The 18,747-nt window shown below is 72.4% G+C and carries 16 protein-coding genes; 11 read left to right on the top strand and 5 right to left on the bottom strand.

What is annotated here, in order from left to right; all coding sequences use genetic code 11:
- Nucleotides 1-47: 47 nt before the first annotated feature.
- The 8 genes from K8638_RS11175 (at nt 48) to K8638_RS11210 (ending at nt 9,435) form a co-directional block, all read left to right on the top strand.
- Complete coding sequence (locus K8638_RS11175; RefSeq protein ID WP_223754455.1) at nt 48-1,658, top strand: metallophosphoesterase; 1,611 nt, start codon at nt 48-50, stop codon at nt 1,656-1,658.
- Nucleotides 1,659-1,801: 143 nt separating this feature from the next.
- On the top strand, nt 1,802-3,304 hold the full coding sequence (locus K8638_RS11180; RefSeq protein ID WP_223754456.1) for an RsmB/NOP family class I SAM-dependent RNA methyltransferase: 1,503 nt from the start codon (nt 1,802-1,804) through the stop codon (nt 3,302-3,304).
- A 27-nt stretch (nt 3,305-3,331) separates the two neighbouring features.
- Nucleotides 3,332-5,110: a M61 family metallopeptidase gene (locus K8638_RS11185; protein ID WP_223754457.1), complete on the top strand. Its 1,779-nt coding sequence runs from the start codon at nt 3,332-3,334 to the stop codon at nt 5,108-5,110.
- An 11-nt stretch (nt 5,111-5,121) separates the two neighbouring features.
- Entirely contained in the window at nt 5,122-6,597 is a 1,476-nt protein-coding gene (locus tag K8638_RS11190; RefSeq protein WP_223754458.1) for a tetratricopeptide repeat protein, read from the top strand.
- A 47-nt stretch (nt 6,598-6,644) separates the two neighbouring features.
- Entirely contained in the window at nt 6,645-7,028 is a 384-nt protein-coding gene (locus K8638_RS11195; protein ID WP_223754459.1) for a carboxypeptidase-like regulatory domain-containing protein, read from the top strand.
- Between the two features lie 267 nt (nt 7,029-7,295).
- A complete protein-coding gene (locus K8638_RS11200) occupies nt 7,296-8,177 on the top strand; it encodes a ribonuclease HII (protein WP_223754460.1) in 882 nt (293 codons plus the stop codon).
- Entirely contained in the window at nt 8,174-8,809 is a 636-nt protein-coding gene (locus tag K8638_RS11205) for a hypothetical protein (protein ID WP_223754461.1), read from the top strand. Before K8638_RS11200 ends, K8638_RS11205 begins: the two co-directional genes overlap by 4 nt.
- Entirely contained in the window at nt 8,806-9,435 is a 630-nt protein-coding gene (locus K8638_RS11210; RefSeq protein ID WP_223754462.1) for a histidine phosphatase family protein, read from the top strand. The genes K8638_RS11205 and K8638_RS11210 overlap by 4 nt, the downstream gene beginning before the upstream one ends.
- Nucleotides 9,436-9,511: 76 nt before the next feature.
- Here the strand turns inward: K8638_RS11210 and K8638_RS11215 are convergent, their stop codons facing one another.
- The 3 genes from K8638_RS11215 to K8638_RS11225 all read right to left on the bottom strand — a co-directional run bounded on the left by K8638_RS11215 (nt 9,512) and on the right by K8638_RS11225 (nt 13,771).
- Complete coding sequence (locus tag K8638_RS11215; protein ID WP_223754463.1) at nt 9,512-10,864, bottom strand: aminotransferase class I/II-fold pyridoxal phosphate-dependent enzyme; 1,353 nt, start codon at nt 10,862-10,864, stop codon at nt 9,512-9,514.
- A gap of 403 nt (nt 10,865-11,267) precedes the next feature.
- Nucleotides 11,268-13,223 (bottom strand): acetate--CoA ligase, encoded by a 1,956-nt coding sequence (gene acs / locus K8638_RS11220; RefSeq protein ID WP_223754464.1) that lies wholly within the window; start codon nt 13,221-13,223, stop codon nt 11,268-11,270.
- A gap of 68 nt (nt 13,224-13,291) precedes the next feature.
- Complete coding sequence (locus tag K8638_RS11225; RefSeq protein ID WP_370643951.1) at nt 13,292-13,771, bottom strand: hypothetical protein; 480 nt, start codon at nt 13,769-13,771, stop codon at nt 13,292-13,294.
- A 70-nt stretch (nt 13,772-13,841) separates the two neighbouring features.
- Between K8638_RS11225 and K8638_RS11230 the strand changes: the two genes are divergently transcribed.
- The 3 genes from K8638_RS11230 to K8638_RS11240 all read left to right on the top strand — a co-directional run bounded on the left by K8638_RS11230 (nt 13,842) and on the right by K8638_RS11240 (nt 16,242).
- Nucleotides 13,842-14,264, top strand: a complete 423-nt coding sequence (locus K8638_RS11230) for an NUDIX hydrolase (RefSeq protein ID WP_223754654.1) — start codon at nt 13,842-13,844, stop codon at nt 14,262-14,264.
- 16 nt (nt 14,265-14,280) lie between these two features.
- Nucleotides 14,281-15,459, top strand: a complete 1,179-nt coding sequence (locus K8638_RS11235; protein WP_223754465.1) for an RIP metalloprotease — start codon at nt 14,281-14,283, stop codon at nt 15,457-15,459.
- Nucleotides 15,460-15,567: 108 nt separating this feature from the next.
- Complete coding sequence (locus tag K8638_RS11240; protein WP_223754466.1) at nt 15,568-16,242, top strand: hypothetical protein; 675 nt, start codon at nt 15,568-15,570, stop codon at nt 16,240-16,242.
- A gap of 1 nt (nt 16,243) precedes the next feature.
- Here the strand turns inward: K8638_RS11240 and moaD are convergent, their stop codons facing one another.
- Both moaD and K8638_RS11250 read right to left on the bottom strand, forming a co-directional pair.
- Nucleotides 16,244-16,918: a molybdopterin converting factor subunit 1 gene (gene moaD, locus K8638_RS11245; RefSeq protein WP_223754467.1), complete on the bottom strand. Its 675-nt coding sequence runs from the start codon at nt 16,916-16,918 to the stop codon at nt 16,244-16,246.
- Complete coding sequence (locus tag K8638_RS11250) at nt 16,915-18,744, bottom strand: PKD domain-containing protein (protein ID WP_223754468.1); 1,830 nt, start codon at nt 18,742-18,744, stop codon at nt 16,915-16,917. Before K8638_RS11250 ends, moaD begins: the two co-directional genes overlap by 4 nt.
- Nucleotides 18,745-18,747: the final 3 nt, after the last annotated feature.

Below are 18,747 nucleotides of genomic sequence, written 5' to 3' on the forward strand. Positions count from 1 at the left end.
AATAGACGGTTGGGCCTCCGTCCCGAAATGGTTCGGGAGGAGGCTTCATGCACCGGAAATCAACCTTCCCCTTCGTGCCCCTGGTGGCGGCACTGACGCTCTTGACGGGCGTCGCGTGCGCGGGCATCGGGCCCCGAGACCCCTATCTGCAGAAGGTGGGTCCGGACACGGCCACGGTCGCCTTCCGGCTCGAGGCCGACTGCCCGGCGGCCGTGCGGTATGGCGAGGGGACGACCGAGCAGACGGCCGATTCCCCGGATACCGGCCGCATCCACGCCGTGGTGTTGACGGGGCTGAAGCCCGGCACGGAATACACCTACGTGGTGGATGCGTGCGGCAAGGTGACGCCCGCGAAGCGCTTCCGCACCGCGCCGGTGCCCGGGACGCGCAGCGTGCACTTCACGGCGGTGGGTGACTTCGGCACGGGCGGCTCGGACCAGAAGAAGGTGGCCGCGGCCATGCTCGCGGCGCGGCCGGAGCTGTTCGTGGCGCTGGGCGACAACGCCTACTCGTCCGGCTCGGAGTCGGAAATCCAGAGCAACCTCTTCGAGCCGATGGCGGCCCTGCTGTCCGAGGTGCCCCTCTTCGCGTCGCTGGGCAACCACGAGTACGTGACGAACCAGGGGCAGCCGTACCTGGACAACCTCTACCTGCCCTCCAACAACCCGGCGAACAGCGAGCGCTACTACTCGTTCGACTGGGGGCACGTGCACTTCGTGGCGCTCGACTCCAACTGCGCCATCGGCCTGGCGTCGGCGGACCGCTGCGCGCTGGACGAGCAGAAGGCGTGGCTGGAGAAGGACCTTGCGGGCACCACGCAGCCGTGGAAGGTCGTCTTCTTCCACCACCCGCCCTGGTCCAGCGGCGAGCACGGCTCGCAGCTCGCCATGCGCCGCAACTTCGCGCCCGTCTTCGAGCAGTACGGCGTGGACCTGGTCCTCACCGGGCATGACCACAACTACGAGCGCAGCAAGCCCATGAATGGAGACGCCATCGCCGGCGCGGACCAGACGGGCATCCCCTACCTCGTGGTGGGCGGCGGCGGCGCGTCCCTGCGCGCCTTCTCCGGCGCCCGGCCGGACTGGAGCGTCGTCCGCGACGACAACGCCCATGGCTTCCTGGACGTGCAGGTGGTGGACGGCACCCTCGCCGCGAAGCTGGTGACGACGGACGGCAAGGTGCTGGACAGCTTCACGCTGAGCAAGGACCTGCCCCCGCAGGAGCAGCCCCCGGCGGGCACGCTGAGCGTCACCGTCGAGGGCGAGCGCGGCGTGGCCCCGCACCGGGCGCTCTTCCGCGCCACCCCGCCCGTGGCGGGCTCGAAGGTGACGTGGGACTTCGGGGACGGCGGCTCGGCCGAGGGCGAGTCGGTGGAGCACACCTATGCGCAGGCCGGCAACTACACGGTGACGGCCACGTCCACGCAAGGCACGCAGATGCAGACGGCCACCGCCACCGTGCGGGTGTCGGCGGCGGGGACGCCGGTGAGCCCCCAGGACCCGGCGGTTCCGGACAGCCGGCCGACCCTGCCCGGGGATGAGACCTCGAGCGACGGCGGCTCCGGCGGTGGTGGTGGTTGCACCGCGAGCCCCTCGGCGGCCCTCGTCCCCGCCCTGGGCCTGCTGGTGGCCGGGCTGGTCCGCCGGCGCCGCCGGTAGCGGCCCCATCCCCCCCCAGGGCCTCGCCAGCAACACCGGGAGAGGGCCCCCGCGCCCCCTGGGAGGCCGAGACCCCACCCGGGTTTGCTTTCCGCGCTTGTCAATCCGGCCCGGGGAATGCAAAGCCGCATCCCGCCATGGCCATGAAACGCAAATCCCGCCCTGCCCCGCCGAAGTCCTCCGCCGACAGGCCCGGGAAGAAGCCCTCGTCCTCCAAGCGCCCGCAGCGCCCCGAGCACCCGCGCCGCGCCGAGCGGCCGGAACGTTCCGAGCGGCCGCAGCGCGTCTCTCCCACCGAGCGCGCCAGGCACCCCGAGCGTTACGAGCGCCCCCTGCGCGAGGACCTCGTCCTCCAGGCGTGCCTCGAGGCCTACGGTGCCATCCGCCACGAGGGCCGCCTCTCGGACCGGGCGCTCGACTTCGTCCTGCGCCACAAGAAGAACCTCTACTCCAACGAACGCCGCGCCGTGGCCGAGCGCGTCTACGGCCTGCTGCGCCGCCAGCGCACGGTGGACTTCCTCCTGTCGCGCGCGCACCCGCGCCTCGACTCCCTCGACAAGACGCGCCAGGACGTGCTGCGGCTGGCCGCCTCCCGCGTCCTCTACGGCGAGCCGCTCGACGCGGTGGTGCGCACCAGCGCGCTGGGCCCCGCGGACGCCGCGGCCCTGGGCGCCCTCCCCGAGGCCGCCGCCGTGCTGGAGGCCCTCCCGGAGAAGGAGCGCTTCCCCATCGCCGCCTCGCTGCCGGACTTCCTCGCCGAGCGCTTCCGCGCGCAGTTCGGCCGTGACGCCGCCCGCGCCGCCGAGGCGATGAACGAGCGCGCCCCCCTCGTCGCCCGCGCCAACCTCCTCAAGGGCGACCGCGACGCGCTGGCGAAGCGCCTGCAGGCCGAGGGCGTGCAGACGGCCCCCACGCCGCTGTCTCCCATGGGCCTGGTGCTGGAGTCGCGTCTCAACGTCTTCTCGCTGGAGAGCTTCCGCGAGGGCTTCCTGGAGCTCCAGGACGAGGGCAGCCAGCTGCTCGGCATGCTGGTGGACGCGCCGCCCACGCGCGTGGTGGACGCCTGCGCGGGCGCGGGCGGCAAGACGCTGCAGCTCGCCGCGCAGATGAAGAACCGCGGCGACCTGCACGCGCTGGACGTGGACGAGCGCCGCATGGAGGACCTCCGCAAGCGCGCGCGCCGCGCCGGCGTGCACAACGTGCGCGTCCAGCTCATCCCCCACGAGGGCCCGGAGGCGGACGCCGCGCTGGAGCCGCTGAAGGGCAAGGCGGACCGCGTGCTGGTGGACGCGCCGTGCAGCGGCACCGGCACCTTCCGCCGCAAGCCGGACGCGCGCTACCGCCTCACGCCCGAGGACCTGGAGATGCACGTGGGCCGGCAGAAGGCGCTGCTGTCGCGCTTCTCCTTGCTGGTGAAGCCGGGCGGCCGCCTCATCTACGGCACGTGCAGCGTGCTCCGCGAGGAGAACGAGGCCGTCATCGAGGACTTCCTGTCCAAGCACCCCGACTTCACCGTGCGCCCCGTGGCGGAGCTGCTGGGCCCGGAGCTGGGCGCGAAGCTGGGCCCCGGCCCGTTCCTGCGCCTCGCGCCTCACACGCACGGCACCGACGGCTTCTTCGGTGCCGTCCTCGTCCGCGCGAAATAGCCTTCCAGGCAGAGAGAGTCTCCGGCCATGCCCCCAGCCGTCCGCTACCGCGTCTCCATACCCCGGCCGCACACGCACCTCCTGGAGGTGGAGGCCACCTTTCCGGAAGGGCCGGAGGCGCTCGACGCCGTGCTCCCGGTGTGGACGCCGGGCAGCTACCTGGTGCGCGAGTTCTCCCGGCACGTGCAGGAGCTGAGCGCGTCCGGCCCGGACGGCGCGCCGCTGCCGGTGCGGCGCGTGGACAAGCGCACCTGGCGCGTCCAGGCGGGCGGGCGCGCCGTCACCCTGCGCTACCGCGTCTACGCCAACGAGTTGACGGTGCGCACCAGCCACCTGGACGGCACGCACGCGTACTTCAACGGCGCCTCCGTCTTCCTCTACACGGAGGCCACGCGCCACCTGGAGCACCACGTCACGGTGGACGCGCCGCAGGGCTGGCGGACGTTCTGCGCGCTGGGGCAGCGCGAGGAGTCCTTCATCGCGCCGGACTACGACGTGCTGGTGGACAGCCCCTTCGAGGTGGGCCCGCACACGCCGCTCACCTTCACCGCCGCGGGCGTGCCGCACGAGGTGGTGGTCTGGGGCGACAGCGTGCCGGACGCGGAGCGGCTGTGCTCGGACCTGCAGCGCATCTGCGAGGCCCAGGCGCGCATGTACGGCGGGCTGCCCGTCCCCCGCTACCTCTTCCTGCTGTACCTGACGGACAAGGGCCGGGGCGGGCTGGAGCACCAGGCCAGCACCGCCCTGCTCTTCCCCCGCGCCGGGCTGTCCAGCTCGCGCGGCTGGGAGGACCTGCTCACGCTGGCCGCGCACGAGTACTTCCACCTGTGGAACATCAAGCGGGTGAAGCCCCGGGCGCTGGTGCCCTTCGACTACTCGCAGGAGAACTACACCTCGCTGCTGTGGGCCTTCGAGGGCTCCACCGCGTACTACGACAACCTCTTCGTGCGCCGCGCGGGGCTGATGTCCGCGCAGCGCTACCTCACCCGCCTGGGCGAGACGCTCACCCACCTGCACTCCACGCCCGGGCGCCGCGTGCAGACGCTGGCCGAGGCGTCGCTGGTGAGCTGGGTGAAGCACTACCGGCCGGACGAGCATTCTTCCAACAGCGCCATCTCCTACTACCTCAAGGGCGAGGTGGTCTCGGCGCTGCTGGACCTGGAAATCCGCCGGGCGACGTCGGACGCGAAGAGCCTGGACGACGTGATGCGCCTCCTGTGGCAGCGGTACGGCGACGGCTCCGGCGTGCCCGAGGATGGCGTGGAGGCGGCGGCGAGCGAGGTGGCGGGCATCGACTTGACGCCCTTCTTCGACCGGGCGCTGCGCACCACGGAGGAGCTGGACTACTCCGTCTTCTCGCACGTGGGACTGGAGCCGGGCTTCCGCCCGCGCGAGTCCACCAGCGACAAGGGCGGCACCCCGCCGCCGAAGGGCAAGGGCGGCGAGGCCCGGCCGAAGGGGTGGCTGGGCGTCACCCTCAAGGGGAGCGCCACGGTCAGCGTGGTGCTGGAGGGCTCGCCCGCGCAGGAGGCCGGCCTCTACGCCGAGGATGACGTGGTGGCGCTGGACGGCTGGAAGGTGGACGGCGCCGGGCTGCTGAGCCGGTGCGAGGACCGCAGGCCGGGGGAGCTGGTGCGGGTGACGGTGTTCCGCCGGGACAGGCTGATGGAGGTGCCGGTGGTGCTGGGACAGAAACCCGCGGAGGCCGTCTGGCTCTCGCGGGTGGAGCGGCCCACGGACGCGCAGAAGGCGGCATACCAGGCGTGGCTCGGCGCCCCCTGGGACGAGGCCCCCGGCACGACGTAATCTCCCGGGCGATGAACGCCCTGGCCTCGGACGTCCTGGACGCGGACTCGCCGGCTCCCTTCTGCAAGCAGCACCCACGCGCTCCCGCCGGCTGGCGCTGCCAGTCCTGCGCGGCGGCGCTGTGCCCGGACTGCGCCGTGGGACGGCGCGCGCAGACGGTGGAGCTGGTGGGGTGCGGCCTCTGTGGGAGCGGCGCCTCGCCCATCCTCGCCCACCGCCGGCGCACGCCCCTGGCCACGCGGCTGAAGGACGCCTGGCGCTACGTCTTCACCCCCTCCGGGCTCCAGGTGCTGGTGGCCGTGGGCCTCACGCTGGCCTTCCTGGCGTTCCTGCTGGAGATGGTCGTCATCTTCCTCAAGCCGCTGCCCCTGGCGCTGTACGGCAGCATGTTCTGGGCGACCTTCTTCACCCTGGTGCGAGACACGTCCCGGGGGGAGATGGAGCTGGACACGCCGGAGTTCATCGAGTTCTTCCGCGACGGCATCGTCCCCGGCCTCCGCGGGCTGACGGCCTCCACCCTCGTCTGGATGCCGGCGCTCCTCTACGTCGGCTTCCTGCGCCCGGGGAACACCGGCTGGAGCACGCTCGGCTTCATCCTGACGGGGGATGCCATGCCCCCTGGGCTGATGAGCGACCCCGTGCTCTGGCTGCTGCTGCTGCTGGGCGCGGTGTGGCTGCCGCTGGCGCTCCTCGTCACCGCGGCGGGCATGCCGCCGTCGGCCATCATCCACGTGCCTCGGGTGCTGCGGATGGTGAAGGGGCTGGGCCGCGACTACCTGGTGATTGCGGGCGTGCTCGCGCTGCTGGGCGTGGTGCACCTGGCGACGCACACCGTGGCGTTCGGGCTGCGGGCGCTGGACCTGTTCGTCGTCTCGCGCGTGCTGGCGGAGGCCGTCACGCTGATTGCCCCGTTCACCGCGGCGCACGTGCTGGGGCTGCTGCTGTACGTGCGGGGGGACTCGCTGGGGTACGGCGCGGACCGTGACTACCTGGAGCCCGTGCTGGGCAACACCCGGCCCCGCCTGGCCGCGCCGCCCATGCGCGAGGACGCGCCGTTCCCCGAGGCACCCGACGGCGCGACGCTCGTCGAGTTCCAGGACACCGAGCAGCGCGCCGCGAGCGAGGGGCTCTCCGCGCTGGCCTCGGCGGTGGAGTCGCGCGACATCCCCCAGGCCATGGCCCTGTATGCGACGTTGAGAGGACAACCGAAGGCGCGTGTCCCTCCGGAGCACCACCTGTTCATCGGCCAGGCCGCGGCCGTGGAAGGAAACTTCCCACTGGCGGTACAGGCGTTGGAGTCCGCGGCAGATGTGGCGCCAGATGACCCCACCGCGCCCCGTGCGTTGGTACTTCTGGCGCGTGTGCTGGGAGAGAAGATGCAGGACACCACGCGCGCGGAAGAGGTCTACCGCTACGTGATTCACCGCTACCCGGACTCCGGCGCGGCGCGCTTCGCACGCGAGCGCGTACCTCCGTCGGCCGACTGACACGGGCGTTGCCACGCGTCGATGCGAGCACCACCTTCGACGGCATCATGGCTCGGGCGCGTTGGTTCTCATGGCTCATCGGCATCGGTCTCCTCGCGGCATGTGACGACGCCCCGCGCATGGAGCGCGGCGGCGAGGACTGCCAGGCGGAGTGGGTGTCGTTGCGGGTGGAGGTGGTGACGGCGGAGGGAGCCCGCGTGCGTGGCGCCATCGTCACGGCCACCAACCTGTCGTCGAACGTGAGCATCACCGGCATCACCGACGAGAACGGCGTCACCACCGCCATCAACGAGTCGCTCGCGCCCAGCCCCTTGCGCGTGGTGGCCAGCGCGGGCGCCAGGGTGTCCTCCGCCGAGCGCGTGGAGTGGATGTGCGACGCCTGCAACTGCCTGCCGGAGCCCGGCGCCCTCCAGCTCCAGCTCTACCCGTAGCGTCCGGAAGCCCCGGGCCCCAGGCCCCCTCCGCGGGGGCCTTCCCGAGCGGGGTGGTTGTGCTGGACCCTCGGGCTGAGGTACGGCTGTCGCCATGCGTCATGCCCGCCGGCCCACGCGTCCTCCCCTCCCTGCCTCCAGGGCGGCCCGCCAGCCGGGCGGCCCCGTGCAGGCCGCTGGGGGAACGTGTCCCGGCGGCCGCCGCGTTCCCACTCCACGAGGTAAGACTGGCGCGCTACCTCCAGGGTAGGCCCCCAGGTCATCATCATGTCCGCAGACAGCGTGGAACAGCTCCTCCAGTGCGCGCTCTCCGAGCTGACGGAGCGCTTCGTCACCTGTGCGCAGTCCGTCCCCGCGGGCCTGCTGGAGGCGCTGGACGCGGACTCGCGGCGGGGCGCCCGGGAGCTCGCGCGCCGCATCCGCGCCCGGCAGGAGAAGAACCGCGCCGAGGGCCAGCGCCTGCGCCACCTGCTGAAGTTCGAGGTGGAGCTGTGGGAGCAGGGGATGACCCACGTGGCGGGCGTGGACGAGGCGGGCATGGCCCCGCTGGCCGGCCCGGTGGTGGCGGCCGCCGCCGTGCTTCCCAAGGGCTACCGGCTGAAGGGGCTGGACGACTCGAAGAAGATTGTCGACCCGGAGAAGCGCGAGGAGCTGGCCGTGGCCATCAAGCGCGACGCGGTGGCGTGGGCGGTGGGCCAGGCGGAGGTGGAGGAGATCGACCGCATCAACATCTACCACGCGGGCCTGCTGGCCATGCGCCGCGCGGTGGAGGGGCTGGGGCTGAAGCCGGACTTCGTGCTGGTGGACGCGCGGAAGATTCCGGAGTGCCCCGCGCCCCAGCGCGGCATCATCAAGGGTGACTCGCTCTCCATGAGCATCGCCGCGGCGTCCGTCATCGCGAAGACGACCCGCGACAGGCTGATGACGGAGCTGGACGCGCGCTACCCCGGTTATGGGCTCGCGGCGCACAAGGGCTACCCGACACCGCAGCACGTGCAGGCGCTGCGCGAGAAGGGCGTGCTGCCCATCCACCGGCGCAGCTTCGGGCCGGTGCGCGAGGCGCTCGGCCTGGGGACCGCCTCCACGCCTCCCGCCGTGCAGACGGAGTTGTTCCCCGCTATGCCTTCTCCGACGACGACCGAACCGTGAGCTCGGACCAGGACATCGACGGATGGATGGCGGCGCGGGGCATCACCCTGCCGGACGCCCGTGCCCGCGCCCGTGCGGTGCTGGAGGAGGCGGGCCTCACCCGCCCCGGCAAGCTGCGCATGAGCGAGCCCAAGCTGCTCAAGGCGGCCGAGCTCCTGGACAGCCGCTTCTTCTTCGTCTGCGCGGACGGGGCGTGCCTCAAGGTGGCGCAGGCGAGCGGCCGCGAGCCGCTGCGCGTGGAGCCGCGAAGCCACTGCGCGCGGTGCGGAGGCTCCGCCAACCGGCGCGCGGAGGCCGCCTTCGTGGAGAGCTGCCGCCGCCACGGCGTGAGCAAGGTGGTGGTGGTGGGCGGCTCGCCCGCGGTGCGCGAGGAGCTGGAGCAGAAGCTCGGGCACCAGATTGAGCTGCGCATGGTGGACGGCACGGAGCGGCGCACGTCGGACCGGGCGCGGAGTGATTTGGACTGGGCGGACCTGGTGCTGGTGTGGGGCGCCACGGAGCTGCACCACAAGGTGAGCGGGCACTACACGCACGGGGGCCCCGCCTACAGCCACAAGGTGGTGCACGTGGTGCGCCGGGGTGTCGCCGCCCTGCTCGAAGAGGCGATTACACATCTGGAGAGGTCGCGTTGAAGACCGAGCTCATCCTGCTCCGCCATGGAGAGACGGAGTGGAACTCCACGGGCCGTTTGCAAGGGCACCGGGACAGTGCACTCAACCCCGAGGGGCTGCGGCAGGCGGACGCGCTCGCCGCGCGCCTGGTGTCCGTGTCCTTCAGCGCGCTCTACTGCAGCGACCTGGGCAGGGCCGTGGAGACGGCGAGGCGCATCGCCGCGCGCACGGGCCACGCCATCGTCCCGGACGCGAGGCTGCGCGAGCGGGGCCTGGGCATCCTCGAGGGGCTGACGCGGGAAGAGGCGGGCCAGCGGCACCCGGACGTGTTCGCCGAGTACTCGGCGGGCGCGCCGGACTACGTCGTCGCCCAGGGGGAGAGCACGTCACAGCGGCTCCGCCACGCCGTGGAGTGCCTGCACGAGCTGGGGAACCGTCACCGGGGCGAGCGCATCGTGGTGGTGACCCACGGCGGCGTGCTCAGCCTCCTGTTCCGCCACAGCCTGGGCATTCCGCCGGAGGCGCCTCGCACCTTCTCCGTGCTCAACGCGGGGTGGAACCAGTTCGACTACCACGAGGGCTCGCTCCGGCTGGTGACCTGGGGTGACGTCACCCACCTGAGGGCCACCAGCCGCGACGACACCTGAGCGCGGCGGCCCGGGCGCGGAAGGCCCGGGTCCTCCACTCCGCGCCCCGGACGGAAGGGGCGCGGAGCGCTTCCCGTCACAGCTCGGCCTGGAGCCGCTCCTCGAGCCGGGCCGCGCGGGACGGACGGGTCCGGGCCTTCACCAGCGCGCGGGCCTCTTCAATCGCGCCGCACACCACCTCCGCGGCCTGCCGCACCTGCTCCTCGGTGTGCGAGGACATGACCTGCATGCGGAAGCGCGTCTCGCGCAGGCGGACGGCCGGGTACTCCACGAGGTTGGCGAAGATGCCGCGCTCGAACACCAGCTTCGCGGCGAGGCGCGCCACCTTCGCGTCGCCCACGGGCACCGGCACCACGTTGGAGGGCTCGCCCAGGCACTCGATGCCGTGCTCCGCGAACGCGCCGCGCAGCGTGAGGCTGTTCTGCCGGGCCTTCAGGCGCAGCGCCTCGCCCTCCTCCGAGCGGACGATGCGCAGCGCCTCCAGCACCACCGCGGCCTGGCCGGGCAGCAGCGCGTTGGAGAAGATGTGCGGCCCGCCCATGACGCGCACGAACTGGCGCACCGCCGGCGAGCGCGTGGCCATGAAGCCGCCGTTGGACGCGAGCGTCTTCGAGAAGGCGCCCACCACCAGGTCCACCTTCCCCAGCATGTCCTGCAGGCCCAGGCTGCCCGTGCCCTTGGGGCCCAGCGCGCCCAGGTCATGCGCCACGTCCACCAGCAGCGTGGCGTTGTACTCGTGGCAGATGGCCTGGAGCTCCTCCAGCCGCGGCACGTCCGAGTCCATGGAGAAGAGGCCCTCGGTGACGACCAGCACGCCGTTGCGCGCGTCGCGGGCGCGAATCTCCTGCAGCTTGCGGCGCATGGCGCGGTTGTTCAGGTGCGGCACGCGGCTCACGTTGTGCGTGGCGGCCATCGCCCCCTGCTGCAGGCACTGGTGGCTGAGCGCGTCCAGCACCACGTGGTCATCCGGGCGTACCAGCCCGACGATGGTCCCGAACCCGGCCCCCCAGCCAGTCGAGAACAGCGCCACGTGCGGCATCTGAAGGTGCTCGGCGAGCGCCTTCTCCAGCATCAGCGACGGCGCCGTGTTGCCCCCCAGCATCGCCGAGCCCGCGCTGTGCAGTCCGTACTGCTCGATGGCCCGGTGGGCCGTCGCAATCACTTCCGGGTGCGTGGACAGCGACAGGTAGTCCTGCGAGCCGAAGTTCAGGCCCTGGCGGCACGTGCCCGTCTCGCTGCGAACACCGCACGACGCCTCGGGCGCCGCTTCCAGGCTCCGCGAGTAGGGCCACAGCCCCGTCTGGCGCCGCGCCTCCTGCCACTGGAAGAACTCTTCCGTCCTCCCCAACAGGTCCGGCCCGACGGGCTGTGCGTAGTCGGAGATGAAGTGGGTGAAGAGGGGGGATTCAAGCTGGTCGCGGAGTTCCATGAGGCACGTCCGGGGGGAGGAGGGAGGCGGTGCTGGGGACGACAGGCAAGGCGCTCGGGGGGCGAGCACGACCCTATTTAATGCCTCTGCATCTTTCCAGTGTCAACCCGGCTACCCAGATGGCTCGGCTGTATTCGTTTGGCACGACTCTACGGGATGTGCTGCGCAGAGGGAAAACCTGCGCTTCCCTGCGACTCAAGCAAGCATAGCAGGCGTTCGGCTGCTGTCTGGCTTTGAACACTCCAGACGGGCTCCAGAGAGGGCAAAGGTGACCTCACCGGGTGCGGAACGACAACGGCCCCGGGGGCCGCCCACTGACTGGGAGGCTCCGGGGCCGTGTAGTCCAAAGGAGGGCGGGGCGACCTGACGGGTCCCCCCGTCCCGAGGTGCGAGGAAGGGTGCGTTATTCGTCGTTCTGCCGCAGCGTGGCGAGGACGTTGAGGTCCTCCAGCGTGGTGGTGTCCTGCGCGGACTGGTTGCCCGAGGCCACGTCGCGCAGCAGCCGGCGCATGATTTTTCCGGAGCGCGTCTTCGGAAGCGCCTCGGCGAAGCGGATTTCATCCGGCCGGGCGATGGCGCCAATCTCCTTCGCCACGTGCGTGGCCAGCTCCTTCTTCAGCTCCGGAGAGGGCGCGTTGCCCTGCTTCAGCGTGACGAAGGCCACCAGCGCGGTGCCCTTCAGCTCGTCCGGGCGGCCCACCACGGCGGCCTCGGACACGCGCGGGTGCGCCACCAGCGCGCTCTCCACCTCCGCGGTGCCCAGGCGGTGGCCGGCCACGTTCACCACGTCGTCCACGCGGCCCATCAGCCAGAAGTAGCCGTCCTCGTCCGTGCGCGCGCCGTCGCCGGTGAAGTACTTGCCGGGCAGCTCGCTGAAGTACGTGCGCACGTACCGGTCCGGGTCGCCGTACACGGTGCGCAGCATGGAGGGCCACGGCCGGGTGACGAAGAGGAGGCCGCCCTGCCCCTTCGGCACCGGGTTGCCCTGGCGGTCCAGGATTTCGGCGTGGATGCCGGGCAGCGGGAAGGTGGCCGAGCCGGGCTTGGTGGGCGTGGCCCCCGGCAGCGGCGAAATCATGATGGCGCCCGTCTCCGTCTGCCACCACGTGTCCACGACGGGGCACCGGCCGCCGCCGATGACGTCGCGGTACCACATCCACGCCTCGGGGTTGATGGGCTCACCCACGCTGCCCAGCAGCCGCAGCGAGGACATGTCGTGCTTGCGCGGGTGCTCCTCACCCAGGCGCATGAAGGCGCGGATGGCGGTGGGCGCGGTGTAGAGGATGGTGGCCTTGTAGCGCGCGATGATTTCCCAGAAGCGGTCCGGCCCCGGCTGCGTGGGCGCGCCCTCGTAGAGGACGGTGGTGACGCCGTTCATCAGCGGGCCGTAGACGACGTAGCTGTGCCCCGTCACCCAGCCCACGTCCGCGGTGCACCAGTAGACGTCGTCCTCGCGCAGGTCGAACACCCAGCGCGTGGTGAGGGACGCCATCACCGAGTAGCCGCCCGTGGTGTGCAGCACGCCCTTCGGCTTCCCGGTGGAGCCGGACGTGTAGAGGATGAACAGCGGGTGCTCGCTCTCCACCCACTCCGGCTCGCACGCGTCGGACTGGCCCTTCACCAGCGCGTCCCACGCCATCAGCTTCGGGCCGGACAGCGGCAGCGACTCGCCCGTGCGCCGCAGCACCACCACCTTCTCCATGGAGGTCATGTTCGGCAGCGCCGCCTCCACGTTCTTCAGGAGCGGCACCACCGCGCCCTTGCGCCAGCCGCCGTCCGCGGTGAGCAGCACCTTCGCGCCCGCGTCGTTCATGCGCTCCTGGAGCGCCTCGGCGGAGAAGCCGCCGAACACCACCGAGTGCACCGCACCGATGCGCGCGCACGCCAGCATGGCCACCGCGGCCTCCGGCACCATGGGCAGGTAGATGCCCACCCGGTCCCCCTTGCGCACCCCGAGCGACTTGAGGCCGTTGGCCAGCCGGTTCACCTCCACCGCCAGCTCGCCGTACGTGATTCGCCGCCTGTCTCCGGGCTCGCCCTCGAAGAGGATGGCGGCCTTGTCGCGGCGCTTCGCCAGGTGGCGGTCCAGACAGTTGTACGCGAGGTTGGTGCGCCCCTCGACGAACCACCGCGCGTGCGGCGGCTTCCAGTCCAGCACCGTCTGGAAGGGTTCCTTCCAGAACAACTCCTCGCGGGCCCGGTCGCCCCAGTACTTGTCCGGATTCCTGGCGGCCTCGTCCCAGAGCCGCCGGTAGTCGTCCATGCCACGGATGTGGGCCTGCTTCGCGAACGCCTCCGGGGGTGGGAAGACGCGTGTCTCCGTCAGGACCGATTTGATCTCGTGCTGCGTTTCAGCCATGGGCTCCTCCGCAGAATGGGCAACCACCCCTCTGTTCTAGGAACCCGCGAGCCAGGTCTCAAGCACGCTCAATCACAGGGCTTCGAATCCTTGACGGCTTCGTACCGCATCCACAGCTCGCAGACGCACGCGTCCGGGCGCTGCTGGGCCTCGTAGCGCACGCGCAGCACGCCGTCGAACTGCGTCTCGCACTGCGTCGTGCCCTCCAGGTGGAGGTTCACCTGGTCCAGCAGACACTCCTGGCCCCGCACCTGGGTGCTGGCGTTCACCACGCTGCCGTCGATGGAGAAGTCCTCTCCCTCGTCGAGGAAGTAGCCGATGAGCTCGCTGTCCAGCAGGTCGAAGTCCAGGCGGACGACGCGGCCCGTAATCTGGAGGGTGCCGCGGAGCTGCTCCCGGTTGGACTCCGCCAGCCCGCATTCGTCTCGGTATATCTCCACGGGGTCGAAGACATAGTCCCCCTGCTCCTGGGCGTAGGGCAGGCAGCCGGACATGCCCACCACGAGCAGGGCGGGGACGAGGAGGCGGAAGCGTCCAAGGGTAGACACGGCGCGCACCATACCCCACGGCATGCAATGGAGGCAGTGCATCGTGGCGGCAGCGGTTACACTCGGCGCCATGGCCGAATACCGCAACCCCAAGCCCACCGTGGACTGCATCATCGAGCTGTCCGGTGAGCGCATCGTCCTCATCCGCCGGGCGAACCCGCCGGTGGGCTGGGCGCTGCCCGGCGGCTTCGTGGACGAGGGCGAGCCGCTGGAGGCGGCGGCCGTGCGCGAGGCGCTCGAGGAGACGGGGCTGAAGGTGAAGCTGACGGAGCAGTTCTTCACCTACTCGGACCCGAAGAGGGACCCACGCCTGCACACCCTCTCCACCGTCTACATCGGCACGGCCGAGGGCGAGCCGGCGGGCGCGGACGACGCGGCGGAGGCCAGGGCCTTCCCCGTGAGCGCGCTGCCGAAGGACTTGTGCTTCGACCACGGCACCATCCTCTCCGACTACCTGGCCTACAAGCAGACCGGGCAGCGCCGGAAGCTGTAGGGAGTGACGCACCCGGATGCACTACGCGCTCGTCCTGCTCGCCCTCGGGGCGCTCCTGGCCCTGCATGAGCTGGGGCACCTCGTCGCCGCGCGGCTGCTCGGCGTGAAGGTGCCCCGCTTCGTGTTCGGCTTCGGCCCGCCGCTGGTGTCCTTCCAGCTGTGGGGCACGCAGTACGTGCTGGCCGCGGTGCCGCTGGGGGCCACCGCCCACGTGCAGGGGATGAATCCGCACCGCGCGGACGCGGCGGAGGCAGGCGGCTTCCGCGTGCTGGGCCCGCTGCGGCGCATGCTCATCATCCTGGCGGGACCGCTGGCCAACTACGTGCTGGCGCTGGGCATCCTCATCGCGCTGTACACGTCCGGCACGCACGTGGTGGTGCCGCTGACGGTGGGCACGGTGCAGCCCGGCTCGGAGGCGGCGCGGGCGCAGCTCCTGCCGGGAGACCGCATCGTCAGCGTGTCGGGGCAGCCGCTCGGGAGCTGGTCGGAGTTCGTGGAGAAGGTGGCGGCGGCTCCGGGCCGTCCGCTGGAGCTGGGCGTGGAGCGGCAGGGAGAGAAGCGCATGGTGCAGGTGCGCCCGCGTCCGGACGAGCGGGGCGCGGGCCGCATCGGCGTGAGCCAGCAGTACGTGTACCGCGCGCACGGCACGGGCGAGGCGCTGGGCCACGCGTTCGCACACACCGGCAGCGTGGCGGCCGAGGGAATGTCCATGCTGGCGCGGCTGGTGCGCGGCCCCGAGCGCGCGGGCGCGGTGGGGCCGGGGGCGCTGATGCGGCAGGAGTCCTCGGACGCGGCGTCTTCCGGAATGGACTCGCTGCTGCGGGCCCTGGTGGCCGCGTCCGTGGCGCTCGCGCTCCTGACGATGCTCCCCGTGCCCGGCCTGGACGGTGGCCGCGTGGTGCTGCTGATGGTGGAGGCGGCGAGCGGCCGGAGACTGCCCCCGCGTGTGGAGACGGTGGCGCAGACGGTGGGCTTCTTCGGCATCGCTGCGGCCATCGTGGTGATGGCGGGCGCGGAGATCCGCCGCGCGCTCCCGGAGCGGCCGGCACCGGCACCCGCGACGGGCTCCACGCCGTCGGCTCCTTCAGGGGCGCCAGCACCCGCGGCCGCTCCCCCGGACGCGGGGACGCTCCCGGGTGGCATGGGGGCGCCGGACGCCTCAACGCCGGCCTCCGCCACCCGCTCGCCTCCTTGAGAGGCGAATCCCACCGCCCGCCACCGTGGAACCTTCTCCCCTCCCCGGCTGTCCAGGGGCCGGACAGGCACCCCACACTTCAAGCGGCCGAGGGCCGGTGAAGGACCTATGCTTCAACGCGCGATGAGCACCAAGACGGGCGGCGGGCTGTACTGCGAGCTGTACTGGGGCACCAACCTCTCCGAGGCGTGGAGCTATGGCGCCGAGCAGACCGCCATCCACGCCGCCGCGGACGAGAAGGCCCCGCTGCCTCTCTATGGCTTCACGCTCCCGGAGGAGCCCTTCCTCCTGGCCGAGCGCACCGAGCGAGGCTGGCGCATCCACCTGCCTCCCGCCGCGCGCCTGGAGCGCAAGCTGCACGGAGACGCCTTCGGCCCCGTGCCCCGGACGGAGCTGGGCGGGGCCGGCGGCCGCGCGTCCGTGGAGCTGACGGACGGCATGACGCTCCGGCTCACCGAGGGCCAGCTCTCGCTGGTGGTGCAGGGCTCCGTGGTGAAGGAGCGCGTCGGCCCCCTCCAGTGGAAGGACCTCGGCTGGCTGGTGGTGGTGAGCGCGCTCTTCCTGAGCCTGCCGGTGGGCTTCCTCATCGCCGGCCCGACACCGGAGCGCCAGGCCGAGTCCAACGCGCGCGCCCTGCAGCTCGCCGCCGAGAAGGAGGCCGCGCGCCGCAAGGCCCTGGGCCTGGAAACTCCGCTACGCCCCCTCACCGAGGCAGAGCGCGCCCAGCAGCCCGACGCGGGCACCGGCGGCGTCAACGTCCCCGGCTTCTTCCGCGTGCGCTGAGTCAGGGCCCCAGGCCCACCCAGACCTCGCCGTCCTCGAAGAACTCCTTCTTCCAGATGGGCACGTCCTGCTTGAGCCGCTCAATCGCGTGCTCGCAGCCGCGGAAGGCCTCCTTCCGGTGGGGCGCCGCCGCGGCGATGACCACGGCCAGCTCTCCCGGCACCAGCGTGCCCACGCGGTGGACGATGGCCAGCCGCGTCCCCGGCCACTGCGCCGCCACCTCCGCCCCAATCTCCGCCAGCTTCTTCTCCGCCATGGGCGCGTAGGCCTCGTACTCCAGCCGCAGCACCCGCCGGCCCTTCGTCTGGTCGCGCACGGAGCCGCTGAAGGTGACGAGCCCGCCGTACCCCTCCCCCTCCACCGCCTCCACGGCCTCTTCCAGACGCAGCGGCCGGTCCACCACGGAGAACAGCCCCGGCGAGCCCCCGGCCACCGGCGGAATGAGCGCTACCTCCGCGCCCGCGCGCACCGGCGCCTCCGGGCCCACGAACTCCTGGTCCACCGCCACGCGCAGGTGCGGCAAGAGCGGCGCCAGCGCCGGGTGCTTCCCGGTGAGCAGCCGCAGCACGTCGCCCACGAGGGCGCCCCCGGGCACCTCCAGCGTCTCGCGCGCCCCGCCCGCGCGCTCGCGGGCCGCGGCGAAATAGAGAACGGTGATGCTCCCGCCGCCGCTCAACGCGACACCTCCCGCTCGCCCCGCAGCGACATGCGCCCCTTGAGCCGGGCCCCGCCCTCCGCCAGCGAGAAGTCCAGGAAGGCCGAGTCCAGCGGCGTGAGCTGCTCCAGCAGCGCGCCAGTGAAGGCCCGTGCCGCCTCGAGCTGTCCCTGGGGCACGCCCGGCACGCTCTCCGGCGCACGCAGGTCCGCGCGAAGCTGTCCCAGGTCCAGCATCACCGACACGTGCCCGGCGCCGAAGGCCTCACCGCCGAAGCGCTCGCGCAGCGCCGTGCCCACGTCCCCGCGCGGGCGCCCCTCCAGCAGCTCACCCGCCAGCAGCGTGGCCCGCTGCGGGGTGACACGCAGCTCCACCGGCTGCTCCCGCACCCGCGTGCGGTAGAGCACGCCCTCCGGCAGCTTCTGCGTGGTGTAGCGCAGCGAGGTGTCCTGGAGCTGCCGGTCGATGAGGCGCAGCACCTCCTCGGACGAGGTCAGCCCCGCCTCCACCACCACGGTGCCCCGGGGCTCCGGCCGCTTCTCGCGGATGAAGTTGCGGAAGAAGGCCGGCGCGTCGAAGTACACCAGCATCGCCACGTCGCCGCGCAGCGCCTTCAGCAGCGGCTCCGCGTCCAGTCCCTGCTGGCGCCACCGCTCCAGCGTGCGCTGGCGGCGGGGCGAGCCCGGGGAGCCGAAGGCCAGCTTCGCCAGCTCCTCGGGCGGCACGGAGAGCTGCGCCGCCGCGAAGGGCCCCAGCGCCGCCTGCTCCAGCAGGGCCGACGCCGGCGCGCTCGCGCCCCGCAGCAGCGGCCGGGACGAGGCGAGGAAGCCATCCAGGTCCACCCGCTCCGGCCGCACGGCCAGGGACGCGAAGAAGCCCCGCACCGGGCCCTCCTCCTCCCCCGCCTCCAGCGGGTCCGGCCGCGCCCCCGAGTACAGGTACACGCTGCCCTCGGCCACCTTCCCGCGCAGCTCGCCCAGCAGGGCCTCCTCGGAGATGCCGGGGCCCGTGAAGGACTTCACCGCACGGCGCGCCACCTCCACGTCCGGAGTCGCCACGGCCTGCGCATCCACCGGCGCGCCCTCCTCCGTCGCGTCCGGGTCCTCCGGCACGGCGAGGTAGAGGTAGCCCCGGTCCTCGAACAGCAGCATCGGCGAGCTGCCGTCCGAGGGCACCACCCGCGCCGTGCCGTCGTCCCGGGGAATCACCTGGTGGCCGGCGTCCTCCAGCTCCCCCGCCACCGCGTCCATCGCCGACTCCGGCTCCGTCACGCCCAGCAGCGCCACCACGCCGTCGAACTCGGGCAGCAGGAAGAAGCCGAAGCCCTCCTCCGGGTCCACCACGCCGGCGCCGTCCGACAGGCCGCGCAGCATCAGCGACACCAGCGGCGCCTCCTCCAGCGAGCGCCGCGCGTTCTCCGGGCCGATGAGCCGCTCGTAGAAGTCCACCAGCGGCTCCACGTTGCCGCGAAGCCGGGGCACCCACAGCACCGTCTGCGCCGCCGCGGGCACCGCGCGCAGCACCGGCCGCGGCACCACGGTGAGCTGCACGCGGCCCACCTCCTCGCCCTCGTGCAGCGCGCGCACGGTGTACGAGCCCGTCCGCGCGAAGGCGTGGGACAGCCGCGCGGCCTTCACGGGCGCGGTGCCATCACCCGGCTCCCAGGTGACGGCCGTCGCGCCCTCCTCACGCGAGCCGAGCTCCACCGGCACGCCCGCCTCCACCGTGCGGTCCTGCCCCATGTCCGGCCGCACCACCCGCCGGCAGCCGGAGGCCCAGGGGCCCACGGCGACCGTCAGGAGCAGCAGCGCGACAAGCGGGGCGGAGGGGCGAGGAGGAGGCGGCATGAG

The sequence above is a fragment of the Myxococcus sp. RHSTA-1-4 genome (assembly GCF_020037125.1).
In the GTDB taxonomy this organism is placed as follows: Bacteria; Myxococcota; Myxococcia; order Myxococcales; family Myxococcaceae; genus Myxococcus.